This is a genomic window from Desulfolutivibrio sp. (genome assembly GCF_036584575.1).
In the GTDB taxonomy this organism is placed as follows: domain Bacteria; phylum Desulfobacterota; class Desulfovibrionia; order Desulfovibrionales; family Desulfovibrionaceae; genus Desulfolutivibrio.
Genome location: NZ_JAZHDB010000202.1, coordinates 18,689 through 35,476 on the forward strand (window position 1 = coordinate 18,689; position 16,788 = coordinate 35,476).

A 16,788-nucleotide genomic window follows, 5' to 3' on the forward strand; every position below is an offset into this window, starting at 1 on the left:
TCCGGCCCTCCTTAGGCCTTGCGCACGTTGACCATGAAGGCCTTGGTTTCCGGGATGCCGGTATTGGGATCGCCCACGGAGGGGGTGAGCAGGTTGGCCGATTCGCCGCCATCCTTGGGGTACACCCAGCCGTAGTGCCAGGGAATGCCCACCTGATGGATGGTCTCCCCCATCACCGTAAAGGGCTTGATGCGCTCGGAGATGATGGCCTTGGCCCACAACTGTCCGCGCATGTTCTCCACGATGACCTTCTCGCCGCCCTTGATGCCGCGCATCTCGGCCAGCTCGGGGCTCATCTCCACGAACATCTGCGGTTCGGCCTCAAGCAGCCACGGCGTCCAGCGGGTCATGACGCCCGTCTGCCAGTGCTCCGTGACCCGGTAGGTGGAGCAGATGAACGGATAGCGCGGGTCGCACACGGCCCGTTTCTCGGCCTCGCCCTTGAAAACCAGGGCGGTGGGGTTGTGCAGTTGCTTGGAGAAGGGATGCTCGTTGACCGGGCATTCCAGGGGCTCGTAGAATTCCGGCAAAGGACCGTCGTTGCGGCCCGGGCCGAAGATCTGGCCAAACCCCTCGGTGGTCATGATGAACGGATACCGGCCCTTTTCCACGTCGGCCATGGGCGGCCAGGGACCGTCGGGCACATCGCCCGCCCACTTGCCGTCCACCCAGGCGATGACCGCCTTCTGGGGCTGATACGGCTTGCCGTTTAAATCCACGGAGGCGCGGTTGTAGAGGATGCGGCGGTTGACCGGCCAGGCCCAGGTCCATCCCGGGAACAGGCCTATCTTGGCCTGCATCTCGGTCTGGGTCTTGTCGCGGCGGGCGGCCATGTTTTTGTCGGTATAGGAGGCGCAGTAGATCCAGTTTCCGGAACAGGTGGAGCCGTCGGCCTGGAGCAGGCCGAAGGTCGGCACCGGATCGCCGGGCTTGAAGGTCTTGTCCGCGTCGCCCACCTTCAGGGTCTTTTCCTTGAGGAAATACCCGTTGATGAGCTTGGCCACCTTGTGCGGATCGAAGGCGTGGTTGGTGGCCACGTCCCAGTTGAGGTTCAGGATGGGATCGGGGAAGGCCCCGCCCTCTTTCTGGTACAGTTCGCGAATCTTCTCGAACAGCTCGTAGATGATGTCGCCGTCGGGCTTGGACTCGCCCAGGGGCTTGGGTCCGCCGTAGCGCCACTGCATCCAGCGGCCGGAGTTGGAGATGGAGCCTTCCTTCTCGATGGACACGCAGCAGGGCAGGAAAAAGACCTCGGTCTTGATCTTTTTGGGGTCCATGCCCGGGCCGCGCCAAAACGAGCCGGTCTCGGTGTCGAACAGGTTCACCGTGACCATCCAGTCAAGCTTCGACATGGCCTCGCGGGTCTTGTTGGCGTTGGCGGTGCTGGCGGCCGGGTTCTGGCCCCAGGCGAAGAATCCCTTGAAGGCGCCCCCCAGCATGGCGTCGAACAGCGACAGCCAGGAATAGTCCTTGCCGGGTTCGAGCTTGGGCAGCCAGGAATAGGCCGTTTCCAACTCCTGCTTGGGATACAGGGCCTTGAGCAGGCTGGCCACGTACTTGGGCCGATTGCCCCACCAGTTGGCGCTTCTGGGATCAGCGGACTTGGGGGTGTTTTTCTCGTTGTAATCCTTGAGCGTGGGCAAGGCCGCGTTGGGGGTCGGCAGGTAGCCCGGCAGGATGTGGAACAAAAGGGCCTGGTCCGTGGAGCCCTGGACGTTGGCCTCGCCGCGCAGGGCGTTGATGCCGCCGCCGGCCACGCCGATGTTGCCCAAAAGGAACTGGATGATGGTCATGGCCCGGATGTTCTGCACGCCCACGGTATGCTGGGTCTGGCCCATGGCGTAGAGCATGGTGCCGGACTTCTCGGGCTTGCCGGTCTCGGAGTAGGTCTTGTAAACCTCCACCAGATCCTTTTCCGGGGTTCCGGAGATCTTGGACACGGTCTTCAGGTCATAGCGCTCGTAATGCTTCTTCATGATCTGATAGACGCAGCGGGGATCGGTCAGGGTCGGATCCTTTTTGGGAACGCCCTTGTCGTCCTTCACAAAGGACCAGGAGGACTTGTCGTAGCTGCGCTTTTCCGCGTTGAATCCGGAGAAAAGCCCGTCCTTGAACTCGTACTTGTCATTGAGGATGAAGGCTGCGTTGGTGTAGTTGACCACGTAATCCTTGAAGATCAGGTTGTTCTTCAGGATGTAGTTGATCATGCCGCCGAAAAAGGCGATGTCCGAACCCGAGCGCAGCCGGGCGAAGACGTCGGCGTGCTGGGAGGTGCGGGTGAAGCGCGGGTCGACGTGGATGACCTTGCCGCCCTTTTCCTTGGCCCGCATGACCCACTTAAACGAGATGGGATGGTTTTCGGCAGGGTTGCTGCCGATGATGAAAATGCAATCACTGTTGACCAGATCGATCCAGTGATTGGTCATCGCGCCGCGTCCGAACGACTCTGCCAGAGCCGCCACAGTAGCGCTGTGTCAGATACGGGCCTGATGCTCGATATACGTAAGGCCCATGGCCCGGAGCATGGCCTGGTAGATCCAACACTCCTCGTTGTCCATGGCCGCCGAGCCCACGGAGGCGATGCCGTTTACCCGGTTGACCACCTGGCCCTTGGCGTCTTTGGCCTCAAAGGTGGCGTCGCGGGCTTCCTTGGTCAGCTTGGCGATGCGCTCCAGGGCGAAATCCCAGCTTTTTTCCTCCCACTTGTCGGAATACGGGGCGCGGTACAGCACCTTTTGCAAGCGCCGGTCGTTTTCGCCGAGTTGGGAGATGGACGCGCCTTTGGGACACAGGGCGCCTTCGTTGATGGGATGGTCCGGGTCGCCCTCGACGTTGACCGCGCGGCCCTTGCCGCCATCAGCGGTGCTGACGATGAGCCCGCAGCCCACGGAACAGTAGCAGCACACCGAGGTGGTCTGCTTGGTCCCGGCCAGTTTCGCCGCCTCGGCCTTGGCATGAACCGGGGTGAGGTCGAATCCCAGGCCGCCGAAGGCGGTGACGGCCACGGTCCCGCCGGTCAGCTTGAGAAAATCCCTGCGTTTCAATTTCATTGATTCCTCCAACCGGTTACGTGTTCAACACCCGCGTATCTCCCGACCCAGGCGAACCTGAAGTTCGTAGCCCGCCGCAAGCCAGGTCACGGGGAAATTCGCTCGGGGATTCTCCGACGCCGCCGCAGCTCCGGAGGAAAAAGACACCCGTTCGGCCCGGGCCCGAACCAGGTCCAGATCGAATCCGAGTCCGGAAAACGGCAGGATGTCCCAAGCTGTCGCCGCATCGATCCGTTTTGCTTCCATCGGTCTCCCCCTGTCCGCCCCATCTGCGCCTTCGTTATGTCAAAAATGACATAAGTACCTGAAATCACAGATGTTAAATTCTAGTAGGACTCGGGCCGGGGGCAGGTCAAAACAAATCGCTTTGTTCGCGTTTTGGCACCAAACTGCACAGATAGGTCAGGAGAATCGGCAGGATATCATCATTGCGATGGTTGTAGCGGAATTCCAGTTCCTTGAGATACAGAGGGAATCTACGGGCGCTGACGCCGTTATAGCGGCGCAGGCGGCTTTGGGCGAAGCTCCAAAATCCGCCCTGGCGCGTATCGAGAAAGGGCGTGCGGTCCAGGATGTCGGCGTAGCGCCGGACATCGTCGCCGCCGCAGAACATGAGCGCGTCGTAATGCTGGTAGCGGTCGGTGTAGACCACCTTGCCCAGGCGGGCCACCTTGAGGGAGAAGCTCAGGTTGAAGTGGACGACATGCTCCACGCGCATGTCCGGCACCAAATCCACAAACGTCCAGTCCGGCCGCTCGATGATCCCGAAGACCGGGATGGGGCCGCCCGTCGCCATATCCCGGGACATGGCGATGCGGCCGCCGTCGTAGCCCATGGCCCTTCCCGTCTCGCCGAAAAGGATCTGGGCGGCGTCCGGGGCGCCGGCCACGATGGCGAAACGAAGGACCGTCACGGCCCGGTAGACGGTGTTGTAGGCCAGCCCCAGTTCCTCGGCCATGTGGCTGGCGGTGGCCTCCTCGGCGAAAAGCCGGGCAAGGCGCAGCCAGTCGCGGCAGCTTAAGCCCCCGATATTGACGAACCGGCCGGTCAATTCATGAAAGGTGTAGCGGCACGCGGCGCAGCGCAGCCGACCGTCGGCCAGCACGTAGACCTTTTCGTCCCGGCAGCGGGGACAAAAACGCTTCCGCCCCTTGTAGGCATGGGCCAGCAAGAGCCGCCGGGCCGCCGCCTCGGAGCGGGACTGCCGGGCGTCATCGGCTGGCTTTACGGTTTCTCCCGCTCTGCGGGGCCGATCAGAACCCGGCATAGCGTGCCCGCCCCAAACGAAAGCAGGGCCAAAATCCACAACTTGCCATTTTACTTGAGGCCATTGTCTGGGTTAAAATGTGCCGTGCATAGACGGCCAGTCATCATGGAAAACGTCACGAGAGGCTCCTTGCTGACGGTTCACTATCAAGAGGGTCGCCGACTGCGACCTTTTTCATAGGGTTAGCATACACGGATTAGGCGTCAAGAGAGATCAAACTAGCAATGACTATGGTGACGACGGTCACCGAGCACGGACTTTGAATTTCTCTGAGCACCGCTATAGTTATCTCCAGAACCACAACGAATATTCAGCCATCGAATCACTGGGAGTTTTAAATGAGCACGACCAACTATCGCCAAAACAATGTCAAGCAAAAACCTACTTTGTGTATTAACCGTGTAAAGGCACAGATTCTTTTACGAGAACTAATTGACATCGGGAATAAACTTATCAATGATATCTCTGAATACAGGCCAACATCAACAGTCAAAGTAATCCCAAGAAGATTTGTTGACAGATACGCACGATGGAATTTATATAATACAGAAACCCTTGCAGAAATTTTTACTGACAACGAAATTTCTCAGATCTACTCAAACAAATATTCTTCTATATACTCCTCAATGAAACATGAGATCCCTGAAATACTCTCCACATCGCTCGTATCAATGATTGAATCTGAAACTACGTATATTGTATCCATAATTGAAAGATTACATTTATTTTCTGAAAACAACAAGCGAAACACCAATCAAAACAATAGCGATAGCGATAGCAATAGCAATAGCAATAGAGTCGTTAATCACGATAAACATACATTAAAATCAAATAAAATATTCATTGCCCATGGACACGACGATGCACGCCGAGAAGAGCTTGCAAGATTTATAGAAAAAATTAATCTTGAAGCAATCATTTTACATGAAATGCCAAATCAAGGTAAAACAATAATAGAAAAGTTTGAAGCTCATAGCGATGTATCTTTTGCGATCATTATTTTATCCCCTGACGACTGCGGATGCAAGAAAGATGACCGTGACAACTACAAGTTACGTGCGAGGCAAAACGTGATATTTGAACTTGGATATTTTTTTTCAAAACTTGGTCGAAATCGTGTAGCAGCTTTAATAATTGGAGACATTGAAAAACCATCTGATGTCGATGGAATAGTATACATTCCTTATGATGCCAGTGGAGCATGGAAGTTTAAGATCGCCCATGAACTACAATCCTCAGGCCTCGATATCGACCTAAACAAAATTCGCGAATCAAATATGAAAAAGAAATAGCCGCCAGAATCATCAACCTGGCGGCCGTTTCTTCCGTTGCCCGGAAGCGGAAAAAACCCTCCCGTTACACCCCGGCGGCGGCGAAGGCCGCATCCACGATCTGCCGGGCCTCGGCCTGAAGCCTCGCCAGATGGTCCGCCCCAAGGAAGCTTTCGGCATAGATTTTATAGACGTCCTCGGTGCCCGAGGGCCGGGCCGCGAACCAGCCGTTTTCCGTGGCCACCTTGAGGCCGCCGATGGGCGCGCCATTGCCGGGCGCGGCCGTCAGCTTGGCCGTGATCGTCTCCCCGGCCAGGGTGTCCGCCGCGACCATCTCCGGCGACAGGCCCGCCAGGGCCTTTTTCCGGGCCTTCGACGCCGGGGCGTCCAGGCGCTCATAGATGGGCGCGCCGAAGCGCTCAGTGAGCTCCCGGTAATGCTCGGCCGGGTCTTTCCCCGTCGTGGCCGTGATCTCGGCGGCCAGAAGGTCGAGCAGGATGCCGTCCTTGTCCGTGGACCAGGCCGCGCCGTCGAAACGAAGGAACGAGGCCCCGGCCGACTCCTCGCCGCCAAACCCGAAGGAACCGTCCAAAAGGCCCTCCACGAACCACTTAAATCCCACCGGAACCTCGCACAGCCGCCTCCCGAGCGAGGCCGCCACCCGGTCGATCATGGCGCTGGACACCAACGTCTTGCCCACGGCGGCGTCATCGCGCCAGCCTGTCCGGGTGCGGAACAGGTAGTCCACGGCCACGGACAGGTAGTGGTTGGGATTCATGAGCCCGCCGCCCGGGGTCACGATGCCGTGGCGGTCGTAGTCGGGATCGTTGCCGAAGGCCACGTCGAAGCGGTCCTTCAGGCCGATCAGGCCCTGCATGGCATAGGGGGACGAACAGTCCATGCGGATCTTGCCGTCCTTGTCCACGGTCATAAACGAAAACGTGGGGTCCACCACGGGATTGACCACCGTGATGTCCAGGCCGTAGCGGGCCGCGATGGGTTCCCAGAAGGCGATGCCCGAGCCGCCCAGGGGGTCCACGCCGATTTTCACCCCGGCGGCGGCCACGGCCCGCAGGTTCACGATGTTTTCCAGGTCGTCCACGTAGGGGGCCACGTAGTCGTGCTCGAGGGTGGTGTCCGCGCCCAGGGCCTTTTCGAAGGGGATGCGGGCGACGCCGGACAGCCCGGCCTTGATGAAGGCGTTGGCCCGGTCCTGGATGTCTTTCGTGACGCCGGTGTCGGCCGGGCCGCCCGAGGGGGGATTGTATTTGATGCCGCCGTCCCGGGGGGGGTTGTGGGAGGGCGTGATGACGATGCCGTCGGCCGTGCCGCCCTTGGCCGTCCGGTTATGGCCCAAAATGGCGTGGGAGATGACCGGGGTGGGGGTGTAGCCGCGCCCGGCCTGGATCATGGCCGTCACCCCGTTCGCCGCCAGCACCTCAAGGACCGTGACGAAGGCCGGTTCGGACAGGGCGTGGGTGTCCATGCCCAAAAAAAGCGGCCCGGTCGTGCCCTGGGCCCGGCGGTAGTCGCAGATGGCCTGGGCGATGGCCAGGAGATGGACCTCGTTGAAGGCGCCGTCAAAGGCGCTGCCCCGGTGTCCGGAGGTGCCGAAGGCCACCTGCTGGGCCGGGTCGTCCGGATCGGGACGCTGGGCGAAATAGGCCGCCACGAGCCTGGGCACGTTGACCAGAAGGGATCTGGGGGCCGGTTTTCCAGCCAGGGGATTGACGGGCATGGGGACGCCTCCTTGGGATTGTCGAGCCACGCCCCGGTATCGCCGATTCCCGCCCCGGTGTCCACGGCCCGCCCCGCCGCCGGACGTCGCCATCCCCAGGACGGGAACGCCAAAACGGTGCGGCGAAATGTGCCAGGAAAAGCTGGCGCCCTAGACGAAATCCGGATCAATGGCGGCCTTGCCGCCTGCGGTCATGAGCTTGACGAAATTCACCGACCGCTCATCCACGGGCACGATGGGAAACCTGGCCCGGCAGGACGCGCATTGGGCCAGGGCCGGCTTGACCGGGGAGGCCACGGGCACGGCCTGGCCACACTGGGGGCAGGGATAGAGGAAGACCAGCTCCATCCCGATGGGTTTGATCGGGGTCAACGGCTTTTTGGGATTCATGGAGTGTGCCTTACGGGCGCCCAAGCAGGCTTTTTCCGGTCATTTCCCGGGGTTTTTCCAGGCCGAGCAGTTCCAGAAGCGTGGGCGCGATGTCCCCCAGCACGCCCGGCGACAGCGAGGCCGCCTTGTGGGCCGGGTCGGCCAGCACGAAGGGGACTTCATTGAGCGTATGCGCGGTCATCTTGCCGCCACTTGCGTCGATCATCTCCTCGGCGTTGCCGTGGTCTGCGGTCAGGCACAGGCGTCCGCCCGAGGCCAGGACCGCCTGGGACATGCGCCCCACGCATTCGTCCACCACCTCGCAGGCCATGATCGCGGCGGCCAGATCCCCGGTGTGGCCCACCATGTCCGGGTTGGCCAGATTGACCACGTACAGGCCGTAGCCCTTCTCCCACTCCCGCAGGAAGATCTCGGTGACCTCCCGGGCGCTCATCTGGGGCTTTTGGTCGTAGGTCGCCACCTCGCGCGGGGACGGCACGAGGAGACGGTTCTCGCCGGGGAAGGGCGCCTCCCGGCCGCAATTGAAAAAATAGGTCACGTGGGCGTATTTTTCCGTCTCGGCCAGCCGCAGCTGCACAAGTCCCGCCTCGGACACGGCCTGCCCCAGGACGCCCGTGTAGCATTCCGAGGCAAAGGCCACGGGGACGCCGAAGGTGGACTCGTATTCGGTCATGGAGGCGAACCCGGCCAGATCCGGGGTCGCCTCCCGGGGAAAGCCGTCGAAATCCGGCCGGATGAAGGCCTGGGTGATCTCCCGGGCCCGGTCGGCCCGGAAATTGAAGAAAAACACCCCGTCCCCGTCCCGGATGCAACCGTCCGGGATCGGGCCGCCCTCCCCGCCCGGCGCGGCCAGAAGGCGCGGGGTCACGAACTCGTCCGTCTCCCCGGCGGCGTAGGCCGCATCCACCGTGTCGGCGGCGGAGGCGGAAAGAAGCGGCGCGCCCGTGCCCGAGGTCAGGGCGGCATAGGCCCGGCTCACCCGGTCCCACCGCTTGTCCCGGTCCATGGCGTAGAACCGGCCGGTGAGGGAGGCGATGGTCCCGCAGTCGTTGTCGCGCAAAAAGGCGTCGAGATCGGCGACAAATTCCCGGCCGCTTTGGGGCGGCGTGTCCCGGCCGTCGAGAAAGGCATGCACCAGGACCGGAACGCCCAGGGCCTTGGCCGCCAGGGCCAGGGCCTTTACGTGTCGGATATGGCTGTGCACCCCGCCGTCGGACACAAGGCCCATGAAATGCAGCCGCCCGCCCCTCGCCTTGACCTTGGCCGCCAGATCCGCCAGGGCCGGATTGCGGGCCAACGACCCGTCCTCCACGGCCATGTCGATGCGGGTCATGTCCTGATAGATCACGCGCCCCGCGCCGATATTCATGTGCCCCACCTCGGAATTGCCCATGAACCCGTCCGGCAGGCCCACGGCCCGACCCGAGCAGCGCAGCCGGGTATGGGGAAATTCGCGCCTCAGCCGGTCCACGTTCGGGGTGCGGGCCAGGGAAACGGCGTTGCCGGGACCGGCCGGGGCCAGGCCCCAGCCGTCGAGGATGAGCAAAAGAAGCGGCGCGGCGCGGTTCACTGCGGCCCCTTGCCCGACTCGTCGGGAAAAGACAGGGGAATGGGCTTGGCCTCGGACCACAACCCTTCGATATTATAAAACTCCCTGGTCTCTTCCAGAAAGATATGCACCAAGACGTCGTTCATATCGACCAAGACCCACTGTCCGGTGCGGTAGCCCTCCATGCCCAGGTAGGCGATGCCCCGTTCGGCGCACATGGCCAGCGTATGGTCGGCCAGGGCCTTGGCCTGGCGGGCGCTCGTGGCGGACACGGCCACCATGGCCTCGCAGATGGGGCTTAAACCCGTGACGTCCAGGGCCACGATGTCCCGGCCCTTTTTCTCGTGCAGCCAGGAGGCCACGAGCACGGCCTTGCGGATGGTGTCCAGATCGATCTTTTTTTTCTTTTTCCCGCGCGCGGGCTTGGCGTCGTTCGTATCCGTAGGCATGAGTGGCGGCACCCCGAGGCCGCGAAGGTTTTGCGTGTGCAGGCAACCACAACAGGATGTGTTCTGATGCGTTCTACCGGATTCGGAACGTTCCCGCAAACCCCGCCGGACGGCCCCTTCCTTGCGAAATTGCGGACAAGCCCTTTTTTTCCCTTCCACTTCTTGACGCGGCCGCGCAAATTCGGGCAGGAATGGCTGGTTACAGCCATGGTCTTTTCGCAAGGAGAATCCCATGATTTTCGACGACGATATGGAAACGCTGCCCAGGGAAGAGCTTGAAGTCCTCCAGCTCCGGCGCCTGAAAGGCCTGGTGGACCGGGTGTACGCCAACGTCCCCTTCTACCGGAAATCCTTCGACGACGCCGGGGTACGGCCCTCGGACATCCAAAGCCTGGCGGACGTCAGATACCTGCCCTTCACCGAGAAGCAGGATCTGCGCAACCACTATCCCTACGGCCTCTTCGCCGTGCCCAAGGACAACGTGGTGCGCATCCACGCCTCCTCGGGCACCACGGGCAAGGCCACGGTGGTGGGCTACACCAAGCGCGACGTGGAGAACTGGGCCACGCTCATGGCCCGCTCCCTGGTAGCGGCCGGGGCCACGAAGCGGGACATCATCCACGTGGCTTACGGCTACGGGCTTTTTACCGGCGGACTCGGGGCTCACTACGGCGCGGAACGCCTGGGGGCCACCACCATCCCGATGTCCGGGGGCAGCACCAAGCGCCAGGTGATCCTTCTGCGCGACTTCGGGGCCACGGTGATCTGCTGTACCCCGTCCTACAGCCTCTTTTTGTACGAGACGGCCCTGGAATCGGGCATCGACATCAAGGAACTGCCGCTTCGCATCGGGGTATTCGGGGCCGAGCCCTGGACCGAGGAGATGCGCCGGGACATCGAGACCAAGCTCGGCATCAAGGCCATCGACATCTACGGCCTGTCCGAGATCATGGGGCCGGGCGTGGGCATCGAATGCATCGAGGCCCAGGCCGGGGCGCACCTTCAGGAAGACCATTTTCTCCTGGAGGTCATCGACCCGGTGACCAAGGAGCCCCTGCCCCCGGGCGAGACGGGCGAACTGGTCATCACCACCCTGTGCAAGGAAGCCCAGCCGCTGATCCGCTACCGCACCCGGGACATCACCAGCTTAAACCTCACCCCCTGCCGCTGCGGCCGGACGTTCGCCCGCATGCACCGGGTCATGGGCCGAAGCGACGACATGCTGATCATCCGGGGGGTCAACGTCTTCCCCTCCCAGATCGAGAGCATTCTCCTGGAGACCCAGGGACTCACCCCGCACTACCAGCTTCTGGTCAAGCGCGAGGGCAACCTGGACACCCTGGAGGTGCAGGTGGAGGTGGACGAAAAAATCTTCTCGGACGAAATCAAGAATTTACAACGCCTGGGCGGCAAGATACAAAAACATATCAAGGAGTTTCTGGGGGTCACGGCCACGGTGAAGCTGGTCGAGCCGCGTTCCATCCAACGCTCCGAGGGCAAGGCCAAGCGCATCGTGGACATGCGCAACTTATCGTAAGGCACGGCAGCAAACCGGGTCCGTTCACCCGATGCGACCAAAGGGGTAACACATGAAAGCCGAACAGATTTCCATTTTTCTGGAAAACCGCGCCGGCCGTCTGGAGGAAGTCGCCAGGCTCCTGGCCGAGGCGAACATCAACATCCGGGCCCTGTCTTTGGCCGACACCTCGGATTTCGGCATCCTGCGCCTGATCGTCAGCGACCACGAAAAGGCCAAAAAGACCTTGAAGGACGGCGGCTTCACCGTGGGCCGCAACGCCGTGGTGGCCGTGGAAGTGCCGGACAAACCCGGCGGCCTGCACTCCATCCTGAACATGCTGAGCAGCCAGGGCATCAACGTGGAATACATGTACGCCTTCGTGCAGCAAAGCTCCAAGGCCGCCACCATCATCTTCCGCTTCGACCGCACCGACCAGGCCATTGAGGTGCTCACGAAAAACGGCATCACCATCATCCCCGGCGAAACGCTCTACAGCATGTAACACGGGTCCGCCGCGCGGCGCGCTTCCCTTTTCGGGACGCGCCGCGCGCCCCACACGGCATCCTTCATGACCACCCCCACGCCTCGACGTCCCATTGACCTGATTCGCTCCATCATCCGTACCCTGGCCGTGGTCTGCCTGCTCGGCTACGCCGTCCTGATGACCACGGACGTCCTTTTGTACCATCTCGGGGCCAAGCTGTCCTTTTTCTCCCCCACCCAGAAGGAGCTCCTGTACTCCCACGGGGTTTTCGCCGCCTTCCGACATCCCGACTACCGGCCCTGGCTCAAGGGCTTCGTCAATGAACCCGGGCGGACGGAGGCCACGGTCAGCGTGGACGACACCTACCGGGCCTACGGCGTCCCCATGGAGAGCCCCCCCATGGCGCAGCTCTCCGCCGTGGACTCCCTGGGATGGTGGAACGACAAATCCCCGTCCCAGGCCCAGGCGCTTTTTCTGGGCGACTCCTTCTGCTACGGGGCGGGCTCCGGCACGGACAACACCATCTACCGCCTCTACGAAAACAAGACCGGGATTCCCGACTATGCCGCCTGCAAGGGCGGTTACGGCCTGCCCCACTATGCCCGGCTCCTGGACACCCTGACCGGCGACAGCCTGGGACCGGAGAACCGGTTCTCCGGCAAGACCGTCTATGTCCTCTTGTATATGGGCAACGATCTCTCGGCGGACATCCTCGTCTACCGGCAGCGGCAGCAGGATGAGATGGTGGGACCGGCCCGGCACCTGTGGCTGGCATCCATCCGCAACCTCCTCACGTATCTCCGAGAATCCAACGCCCTGGCGCCCCAGGAGGGCGGTTCGCAGACCCCGGGCCAGCCCCGGAATCCGACCCTGGGATATTATCCGGTCCATCTCAAGGCCCCCGCGCCGGACACCGCCTATGCCTTTCACCCCTTCTACCGCACCCTACTGAACATGGCCTGGTTTGGCCCCAAGGAAGAGGCGGAGTTGAAGGCGGTCTTTACGGAGATGGCCCGCATCGCCCGGGAACGCGGGCTCGACGTGCGCTTTGTGGTCATCCCCACCGCCTTGCAGGTGCTCTATCCGCGCATCGACGTCAGCCGTCTGGACAAAAACGCCCCCTTCGCCAAAGAGGCCCCGGTGGTGGTGAAAAATTTCAACCAGCTTACGGCCTTTGCCGTGTCTGCGGCCGAAGAGGCCGGATTTCCGGTCCTGGATCTGGAGCCGCTGTTGGTTGGCCGCGACGACGTCGCCGACCTGTATTGGCCCACGGACACCCACTTCACCCCCCACGGCAACGCCGTCGCCGTGGACGCCATTCTCAAGGCCTTCCCCGCCAACTGACCCGGATTGCGCCCACCTTTCCGCCGTCGCAGGATTGTCTTGACAAAATTCCTTCCCCATGGACTATGCTTGTCTATGCTGGCGATGTGCGAATTCATGCATGGTCAGCGTGCCCATGAGGTGGTTTCGTATGCGGATTTCCGAACTTCGACGCACTAACGAATGGGCCTGGGAGGTTCCCCGTACGGGAGCCATGCGTGTCCCGGGGCGCATTTACGCGGACAAGCGCCTGATCGAGGACATGGAAGACACGGTTTTGACCCAGGTCAAAAACGTGGCAAGTCTTCCGGGCATCGTCACGGCCAGCTTCGCCATGCCCGACGCCCACTCCGGCTACGGCTTCCCCATCGGCGGCGTGGCCGCCTTCGATCCCGATACGGGCGTGGTGTCGGCAGGCGGGGTGGGCTTCGACATCGCCTGCGGGGTGCGCACCCTGGTGACCAACCTTTCTGCCGACGACCTGGCCGGTCGTCTTCCGGCCCTGGCCGACGCGCTTTTCTCCCGCATCCCGGCCGGGGTGGGCAGCACCGGGGCCGTGCGCCTGACGGCCCGGGAACTGGACGCCATGCTGGCCGGAGGCGCCGTCTGGGCGGTGTCCCGGGGATTTGGCGAAAAGGCTGATCTGGAGCGCATCGAGGAGCGGGGCCGCATGGACGGGGCCAGGCCGGAGATGGTCTCCGAGGCCGCCAAGGCCCGCCAGAAAGACCAGATGGGCACCCTGGGGGCCGGGAACCACTATCTGGAGGTGCAGGCGGTGGACGCCATTTTCAACGACACGGCGGCACGCCTGTACGGCCTGGGCCCGGAACAGGTGACGGTCGCCATCCACTGCGGCTCCCGGGGGCTGGGACACCAGATCGGCACGGACTATCTGAAACGCATGCACGACCACGCCGCCAAAACCGGGGTGTCCTTCCCGGATCGGGAACTGGCGTATGCGCCCATCGCCTCGGACCTGGGGCAAAGCTATCTGGGAGCCATGCGCTCGGGCATCAACGCCGCCCTGGCCAACCGCCAGATCCTCACCCATATGGTGCGCGAGGTGTTTGCGGAGATGTTTCCCGGCTCCAGGTTGGCGCTGCTCTATGACGTGTCCCACAACACCTGCAAGGCCGAGACCCATCATGTGGACGGCGCCTTGCGCCGCCTCTTCGTGCATCGCAAGGGGGCCACCCGGTCCCTGGGCCCGGGCCATCCGGACCTGCCGCCCGCCCTGGCCGCCGCCGGGCAGCCCGTGCTGGTGGGCGGCAGCATGGGCACGGCCTCGTTTATCCTCTCCGGGACCGCCGCAGCGGAGACGCGCGCCTTCGCCTCGGCCTGCCACGGCGCGGGACGGGCCATGAGCCGGAAACAGGCCGCCAAACATTTCAAGTCCCGCACAGTTCTGGAAGATCTCGACGGCATGGGTGTCGCCGTTCGGGCCCACGACTTCCGGGGGCTGTCCGAAGAGGCCCCCGGGGCCTACAAAAACATTGAGGCCGTGGCGGACGCGGCATGCCGGGCGGAACTGGCCACCAAGACCGCCCGGGTGCGCCCCCTGGCCTGCATCAAAGGCTGACGACGCCAGCGAGGAATCCATGGCCCGCGATTCACGATTTCCCTTCAGTCTCCCCGAACTGGAACGCCTGTGCGGATCGGCCCTGTGCGCCGTGGCCCCGGACGGGACCATCCTCGAGGCCGGTCCCCGGGCCCGGACCCTGCTGGGGGGCGGGGCCGGTCGGCCCTTCCCCGGCCCCTTGCGCGACGGCAGCATCCTCGACCTGCCCGGGACCGCCCCCCTGCGGGTTTTCCCCTTGCAGGCCAAAGGGCGCGACGTGTTTCTGGCCATGATTCCCCCGTCCCAGACGGAGGCGGCCGAGGCCGAGATGGGGCGGGCCCGGGCGGCCACCACGGCCGCCGAGGCGGCCAAGAGCGTCTTTTTGACCAACATGAGCCACGAACTGCGCACGCCCATGATCGGCATCCTGGGCATGACCGAGCTCACCCTGGCCACATCGCTTAGCCGCAAGCAGCGGGAATACCTGGAGATGGTCCGCCACTCGGCGGCGTCGCTTCTGGAGATCATCAACGACATTTTGGACAGCGCCCGGATCACGGCCGGGAAACTGGAACTGGCCGCCACGGCCTTCGCCCTGCGAGAGACCGTGGAAAGCGCCGTCACGGTCTTCGCCCCCCTGGCCGAACAAAAAGGACTGACCCTCACGGCCCATATCGCGGACGGGGTTCCAAAGATTGTTATGGGAGATCCTATCCGCCTGCGCCAGGTACTCATCAACCTGGTGGGAAACGCCGTCAAATTCACGGACAAAGGGCACGTCGAGGTGGACGTATCCCTGGATTCCGGCCTACCTTCGCACCCGGACGCGCCACGTCTGGCGTTCACCGTGCGCGACACCGGCATCGGCATCCCGGCGGGAAAACTCGACGCCATCTTCGAGAGCTTCACCCAGGCCGATCCTTCCCCCACCCGAAAATACCGGGGGGCGGGGCTTGGGCTGTCCATCTTCAAGGAACTCGTGACCATGATGGGCGGGGAGATCGACGTCACCAGCGAGGAAGGCAAAGGCAGCGTCTTTTCCTTCCGGGTGAACCTGCGCCCAGCCGGGGAGCGGACTCCGGCCGAGGCCGCAGGCGGGGATCACGGCGCGGCCTGGGAAAACGCCCTGCCCCCCCTGACCATCCTTCTGGCCGAGGACAACCCGGTGAACCAGATGTTTATCCGGGAGCTTTTGGAGCAAAGCGGCCACACGGTGATCGCCGCCCATACCGGCCTGCGGGCGGTCAAGGTGCTGGAGAAAAGCCGGGTGGACGCCGTGCTCATGGACATCCAGATGCCGGAGATGGACGGCATGGAGGCCACCCGAATCATCCGCAGCGCCACGGATGGCCGGATCGACCCCGAGGTGCCCATCATTGCGCTCACGGCCCACGCCCACAAGGGGGATCGGGAGACCTTCCTTCGGGCCGGGATGGATGACTATCTTCCCAAGCCCGTGGGGCTGCCGGAAATCTCGGCCTCCATCATGCGGGTGTTGGCCCGCAAGGGACGCCTGCCCGTCGCGCCGCCCTGCGACGATCCGGAGATTCTGGATTTCGGCTGGCTCTTGGAGAAAGCCCGGGGCAACGCCGCCTTCGTGCTGAAGCTGTTTACGGCCTTCGTGGAGGAGAAACCGGGCATGATCGAGGCCATGCGCCAGGCCGTCACGGCTTCGGACCTGGAAAAGCTGGCCTTTTTGGCCCATTCCCTCAAGGGGGCCTCCGCCACCATGGGGGCCAAGCACCTAAGCGCCATGGCCAAGGCCCTGGACACGGCGGCCCGGGAGGGGAATAGCGAACTTTCCGCCGCCGCCCTGGAGGGTGTGGAGACGGCCCTGGAGCAGGTGTTGGAGCACATGAAGGCCAAAATGGCCCAGCACGCCGAACCGACTCCGGCCGCCTGACCCCCCGTGGGGCCAAACGGCCGGTCATCCATCATGCCCGCAGGGCGCATCCCGGCATGTCCGGCATGCCGCCATCCGTCCCATAAAAAATACGACAGTATTTTTATGGATAAAATCCTCTTGCTCTGCCTTCAGCCCAACATATCGGGCATTCCAAAATCCGCCCCATAAACAATACGACAGTATTTTTATGAATAAAATCCTCTCGCTCTTGCCTCAGCCCAACATGTCCGGCATTCCAAAATCCGCCCCATAAACAATACGACAGTATTTTTATGAATAAAATC

14 protein-coding genes are annotated in these 16,788 nt (G+C 62.6%); 6 read left to right on the forward strand and 8 right to left on the reverse strand.

Annotated elements, in window-relative coordinates; translation table 11 throughout:
- Positions 1–11: 11 nt before the first annotated feature.
- The 3 genes from fdnG to V3572_RS14605 form a co-directional block, all read right to left on the reverse strand.
- Entirely contained in the window at positions 12–3,050 is a 3,039-nt protein-coding gene (gene fdnG, locus V3572_RS14595; protein ID WP_332111750.1) for a formate dehydrogenase-N subunit alpha, read from the reverse strand.
- A gap of 24 nt (positions 3,051–3,074) precedes the next feature.
- A complete protein-coding gene (locus V3572_RS14600; protein ID WP_332111751.1) occupies positions 3,075–3,296 on the reverse strand; it encodes a hypothetical protein in 222 nt (73 codons plus the stop codon).
- 106 nt (positions 3,297–3,402) lie between these two features.
- A complete protein-coding gene (locus V3572_RS14605) occupies positions 3,403–4,317 on the reverse strand; it encodes an IS1595 family transposase (protein ID WP_332111752.1) in 915 nt (304 codons plus the stop codon).
- A 338-nt stretch (positions 4,318–4,655) separates the two neighbouring features.
- Here V3572_RS14605 and V3572_RS14610 point away from each other — a divergent pair, with 338 nt between their 5' ends.
- Positions 4,656–5,609: a nucleotide-binding protein gene (locus V3572_RS14610; RefSeq protein WP_332111753.1), complete on the forward strand. Its 954-nt coding sequence runs from the start codon at positions 4,656–4,658 to the stop codon at positions 5,607–5,609.
- Between the two features lie 64 nt (positions 5,610–5,673).
- Here the strand turns inward: V3572_RS14610 and pgm are convergent, their stop codons facing one another.
- The 4 genes from pgm to rsfS all read right to left on the reverse strand — a co-directional run bounded on the left by pgm (position 5,674) and on the right by rsfS (position 9,714).
- The gene (gene pgm / locus V3572_RS14615; RefSeq protein WP_332111754.1) at positions 5,674–7,326 is read right to left on the reverse strand and encodes a phosphoglucomutase (alpha-D-glucose-1,6-bisphosphate-dependent); all 1,653 of its coding nucleotides are present in this window, start codon (positions 7,324–7,326) and stop codon (positions 5,674–5,676) included.
- A gap of 150 nt (positions 7,327–7,476) precedes the next feature.
- Complete coding sequence (locus V3572_RS14620; RefSeq protein ID WP_332111755.1) at positions 7,477–7,716, reverse strand: hypothetical protein; 240 nt, start codon at positions 7,714–7,716, stop codon at positions 7,477–7,479.
- 10 nt (positions 7,717–7,726) lie between these two features.
- Positions 7,727–9,286: a 2,3-bisphosphoglycerate-independent phosphoglycerate mutase gene (gpmI, locus tag V3572_RS14625; protein ID WP_332111756.1), complete on the reverse strand. Its 1,560-nt coding sequence runs from the start codon at positions 9,284–9,286 to the stop codon at positions 7,727–7,729.
- A complete protein-coding gene (gene rsfS / locus V3572_RS14630) occupies positions 9,283–9,714 on the reverse strand; it encodes a ribosome silencing factor (RefSeq protein WP_332111757.1) in 432 nt (143 codons plus the stop codon). Before rsfS ends, gpmI begins: the two co-directional genes overlap by 4 nt.
- A 232-nt stretch (positions 9,715–9,946) precedes the next feature.
- Here rsfS and V3572_RS14635 point away from each other — a divergent pair, with 232 nt between their 5' ends.
- The 5 genes from V3572_RS14635 (at position 9,947) to V3572_RS14655 (ending at position 16,501) form a co-directional block, all read left to right on the forward strand.
- Positions 9,947–11,251 (forward strand): phenylacetate--CoA ligase family protein, encoded by a 1,305-nt coding sequence (locus V3572_RS14635; protein WP_332111758.1) that lies wholly within the window; start codon positions 9,947–9,949, stop codon positions 11,249–11,251.
- A 52-nt stretch (positions 11,252–11,303) separates the two neighbouring features.
- Positions 11,304–11,735, forward strand: coding sequence for an ACT domain-containing protein (locus V3572_RS14640; protein ID WP_332111759.1), 432 nt, complete (start codon positions 11,304–11,306; stop codon positions 11,733–11,735).
- Between the two features lie 66 nt (positions 11,736–11,801).
- A complete protein-coding gene (locus V3572_RS14645) occupies positions 11,802–13,061 on the forward strand; it encodes an alginate O-acetyltransferase AlgX-related protein (RefSeq protein ID WP_332111760.1) in 1,260 nt (419 codons plus the stop codon).
- 130 nt (positions 13,062–13,191) lie between these two features.
- Complete coding sequence (locus tag V3572_RS14650) at positions 13,192–14,619, forward strand: RtcB family protein (RefSeq protein WP_332111761.1); 1,428 nt, start codon at positions 13,192–13,194, stop codon at positions 14,617–14,619.
- 19 nt (positions 14,620–14,638) lie between these two features.
- Positions 14,639–16,501 carry an ATP-binding protein gene (locus tag V3572_RS14655; protein WP_332111762.1) on the forward strand — a complete coding sequence of 621 codons (1,863 nt, stop codon included), beginning with the start codon at positions 14,639–14,641 and terminating at the stop codon, positions 16,499–16,501.
- 103 nt (positions 16,502–16,604) lie between these two features.
- Here the strand turns inward: V3572_RS14655 and V3572_RS14660 are convergent.
- On the reverse strand, positions 16,605–16,788 hold a 184-nt coding region (locus V3572_RS14660; RefSeq protein WP_332111763.1), incomplete at its 5' end, for a hypothetical protein.

What these genes read in the sequence shown, in the direction of transcription:
- V3572_RS14600 (WP_332111751.1), bottom strand. Translation starts at nt 3,296, where the DNA reads ATGGAAGCAAAACGGATCGATGCGGCGACAGCTTGGGACATCCTGCCG.
- V3572_RS14605 (WP_332111752.1), bottom strand. Translation starts at nt 4,317, where the DNA reads ATGCCGGGTTCTGATCGGCCCCGCAGAGCGGGAGAAACCGTAAAGCCA.
- V3572_RS14610 (WP_332111753.1), top strand. Translation starts at nt 4,656, where the DNA reads ATGAGCACGACCAACTATCGCCAAAACAATGTCAAGCAAAAACCTACT.
- pgm (WP_332111754.1), bottom strand. Translation starts at nt 7,326, where the DNA reads ATGCCCGTCAATCCCCTGGCTGGAAAACCGGCCCCCAGATCCCTTCTG.
- V3572_RS14620 (WP_332111755.1), bottom strand. Translation starts at nt 7,716, where the DNA reads ATGAATCCCAAAAAGCCGTTGACCCCGATCAAACCCATCGGGATGGAG.
- rsfS (WP_332111757.1), bottom strand. Translation starts at nt 9,714, where the DNA reads ATGCCTACGGATACGAACGACGCCAAGCCCGCGCGCGGGAAAAAGAAA.
- V3572_RS14635 (WP_332111758.1), top strand. Translation starts at nt 9,947, where the DNA reads ATGATTTTCGACGACGATATGGAAACGCTGCCCAGGGAAGAGCTTGAA.
- V3572_RS14640 (WP_332111759.1), top strand. Translation starts at nt 11,304, where the DNA reads ATGAAAGCCGAACAGATTTCCATTTTTCTGGAAAACCGCGCCGGCCGT.
- V3572_RS14645 (WP_332111760.1), top strand. Translation starts at nt 11,802, where the DNA reads ATGACCACCCCCACGCCTCGACGTCCCATTGACCTGATTCGCTCCATC.
- V3572_RS14650 (WP_332111761.1), top strand. Translation starts at nt 13,192, where the DNA reads ATGCGGATTTCCGAACTTCGACGCACTAACGAATGGGCCTGGGAGGTT.
- V3572_RS14655 (WP_332111762.1), top strand. Translation starts at nt 14,639, where the DNA reads ATGGCCCGCGATTCACGATTTCCCTTCAGTCTCCCCGAACTGGAACGC.